3 protein-coding genes and 1 pseudogene are annotated in these 3,133 nt (G+C 67.5%); all 4 read right to left on the bottom strand.

Annotated elements, in window-relative coordinates; translation table 11 throughout:
- Positions 1-101: pseudogene (locus LI92_RS20650) on the bottom strand (WXG100 family type VII secretion target); the annotation flags it as partial.
- Between the two features lie 52 nt (positions 102-153).
- Complete coding sequence (locus LI92_RS20655) at positions 154-453, bottom strand: PE family protein (RefSeq protein WP_046322209.1); 300 nt, start codon at positions 451-453, stop codon at positions 154-156.
- Positions 454-800: 347 nt separating this feature from the next.
- Entirely contained in the window at positions 801-2,591 is a 1,791-nt protein-coding gene (gene eccA, locus LI92_RS20660; protein ID WP_502691490.1) for a type VII secretion AAA-ATPase EccA, read from the bottom strand.
- A gap of 32 nt (positions 2,592-2,623) precedes the next feature.
- Positions 2,624-3,025 carry a hypothetical protein gene (locus LI92_RS20665; protein WP_204368902.1) on the bottom strand — a complete coding sequence of 134 codons (402 nt, stop codon included), beginning with the start codon at positions 3,023-3,025 and terminating at the stop codon, positions 2,624-2,626.
- Positions 3,026-3,133: the final 108 nt, after the last annotated feature.

The following is a 3,133-nucleotide window of genomic DNA, read 5'->3' on the forward strand; positions in this document are numbered from 1 at the left end:
CACATCCGGCGAGCCTCGTCCTCAACGGTCTGCGCGTGCACATCGAACCGGCCGGCCATCGCACGCATCGCGTCCGGGTCGGTCATAAACCGTGAAGTCATGATTTCCCTCCTGAATTCTACAAAGTTGTTGCTGCCCAGCGCCTTTCGGCGATCAGCCGGCCGCTGCGGCGTTGGCTGCCTCAGTCGCCGCGTAGGAGTTGGCGCTGGCGTTCAGCGTGGCGACGAACGCCTGGTGAATGGCCTCGGCCTGAGCGCTGATGGCCTGGTACATGCTGGCGTGCGCAGCGAACTGCGCCGCGGTCAACGCCGAGACCTCATCGGCGGCGGCCGGAACCACCCCGGTGGTCGGCGCTGCCGCCGCGGCGTTCTGCGCGCTGAGCGCCGAGCCGATGGCTGCCAGGTTGCCCGCGGCCGCCGTCAGCGCCTCGGGTTGGGTGTTCACAAAGCTCATGGAAATCTCCTCCAGGAAAAGCCGGTCGGCAGACCGACATTTGCCGACGCGCCGAACATGCGCCCACCGGTTACTGCGTCGTACCCGAAGCGCGCTCAACGCGACATGGCGTCAGATGACAGAAACGATGCCAGAGCGGGTTCGGGACCCAACAGTCACCGATCCACAACAGGCACTATCGCCGGGACACAAGTCTCGTCCTCACCTCCTGACACCGACCGAAAACCAGTTGGGCCGAAGCGATGCACCGGCCACCCTCTCTGCGCCATGGTGGCATCGGTACCAGTGGGCGTCAACCCGCGCAGGTGGTCGCGCCGCTGTGAATCGGCTGTCGGACTGCTGCCGGCTCAGGTCGGCTTCTTCTCGGCGACCGCTGCGCTGAGCCCCTCGGCAAGGTCCTCGCGGGTCAGTTCCTTGAACTTGTGCAGCCATTCCTCGCTGAACTCGGTGACTTCGCCGGACAGCACGGCGTCCAGTTCGGAGTCGTCGAGCCGGAAGCTGCGGTGGTCGCGCGCCTTCTCCACCACATTGCGGACAAACCCGGCGTTGCCCAACACGTCGATGCCGCGGATCAGGTCGCCGTCTTCGGAGTAGTTCTCGTCGGCATAGAACCGGGTGTAGGACGGCAGCAGGCCCTCGACCGCCTCGTCGCTGACCACATCCTCGTTCTCGGCCGCCATCATCTTGGTCAGTTGCAGCAGTTCCGGCGGCGTGTAGCTGTAGAACTCGATCACCGTGGAGAACCTGCGCCGCAGGCCCTGGTTGACTTCGAGCATCTTCTCCATGGCGTTGGCGTAGCCGGCGCCGAACACCACCAGCTCATCGCGGTGGTTCTCCATGTAGAGCAGCAGCGTGTTGATGATTGCGTTGCCGTAGGCGTCCCCCTGGCTGTAACCGCGCTCATGCAGCGTGTGCATCTCGTCGAAGAACACGGCACCGCCGAGCGCCCCCTCGAGCAGCTCTTCGGTGTTCTTCTCGGCGTCGGCCATGTAGCGGCCCAGCAGCTTGGAGCGGTTGGTCTCCACCACCAGCGGCTTGCGCAGCACGGTCAGACCGCACAGCTGTTTGGTGAAGGCACGCGCCACCGAGGTCTTGCCGGTGCCGGGCGGACCGAGCAACAGGGTGTGGCGCGATGTCACCGGAACGGGCAGTCCCATCTTGGCCCGCGCCAGATTCACCTTGGTGGTGGCCTTGATCAGCTTGATCTCCCGCTTAGCCTGCTCCATGCCGAGCATGGCGGCCAGCTCGGCGTCGCCCTCGGCCAGGTAACGCGCGGCCTCCTCGGCATGCCGATCGGCTTCGGCCTGTTCCCGGGTGGGTGCGCTGTCGGGGTCCCACGGGTCGGTCCGGGCTTCGATGGTCTCCGGATCGGTCAGCACCAGCCGGTAGTCGGTGTTGTCCAGCGCCTCGCGGGCGGGGGTGAACTTCGAGTCCCTCGAATACACCCGCCGCAGCACCTCGGCGGCCTCGTCCTCGCGGCCCAGATGCCGCAGGCACATGCCCTGGGTGTAGAGCGCTACGTTGGCGGCGGCCGGCACCCGGTCGCCCTCGATGGCTTCCTGCGCCCGCCGGGTCGCCTCTTCGAACACCCCCAGCGACGCCAGCGCGGTGGTGGCCATCGCGGCCGCCGCAGCTTTGAGTTCGGGCTGGCGCCACTGGGCGCCGGCCGGAAACTGCTTGAGGACGTCGGGCCAGCGCCCGGTCCGGAAATACAGCAGACCCCGCACGTAGTTGATCAGCTCGGCCTCGAAGGGGTTGCGCGGCTCGATGCTGTCGAGCAGGTCCGCCGCTTCGGCGTAGCGCTTGGCCTCGGTGAGCTTCGCGGCATAGGCGGCGGCCAGCGTCTCCACGCTGGTGATCAACAGCCGCAGGAACATTCCGTCGGAGACCTCCGGACGGAATTCCAGGTCGGACAGCCCGAGCCGGCGGGTCTCCCACCCGAAGGTGCGGACTGTGGACCACGCGTTGGCCAGCACCTCGATGTCGGAGTCGCCGGCCAGCAACCGGGCCAGCCAGGCATCGCACATGCTCGGGTCGATCGTGGTCGCGGTGGTGAACATCTGCAGCGCCACCTGCGGGTTGTGGCTGGGCTGCAGCCCGTTCACCGAGATACCGGAAGCCAGCAGGCCCGCAACCATTGCGTTGCGGGCGTCGGCCGAGGCCGGACTGGTCACCCGCGCGCCCCTGCCGCCGCCGGGGTGTACTCCTCGATCACGTCCACCGACACCGGCAAGTGCTCGCCGTCCTGCAGCTCCCGCCCCGGTACCGAGATCCGCCGGTGCGCGTTCGGGACCGGCAGGCTGGCCCAGACGGCCTCGATCTGGCGCCGGCCCACGAAGCGGTTCAGCGCCGACCGCACACTGCTGCCCGGCTTGTCCGCCGTGTGATACCGCGCCAGCACGCAGATCTGCGTGCTTCGCCCGCCGCTGGGGCACAGCCGCACCGTGACCACCGTCGCGGCGGCCTCCGGGTACCACAGGTGCTCGAGGTTCTCCGGATTGATGTCACTGGGCGTGACCCAGAAGTTGGTGACCCGGCCCTCGGGCTTGGCCCGGAACAACCGGTGCCGCAACTGGGTGGCCTGGAGGTCCGCCAGCACCGCTTCGTCGACGGCGTCGAACTCGTCGGCCCGCAGAACCTGGGCGCTGAGCTGCCGTCCGTCTGTCTCTTATACACATCT

Source organism: Mycobacterium sp. UM_Kg1 (genome assembly GCF_000972925.1).
In the GTDB taxonomy this organism is placed as follows: Bacteria; Actinomycetota; Actinomycetes; order Mycobacteriales; family Mycobacteriaceae; genus Mycobacterium; species Mycobacterium hiberniae.

Bases quoted from the DNA above. Each gene is read 5' to 3' on its own strand.
- LI92_RS20655 (WP_046322209.1), bottom strand. From the start codon at position 453: ATGAGCTTTGTGAACACCCAACCCGAGGCGCTGACGGCGGCCGCGGGC.
- eccA (WP_502691490.1), bottom strand. From the start codon at position 2,591: ATGGTTGCGGGCCTGCTGGCTTCCGGTATCTCGGTGAACGGGCTGCAG.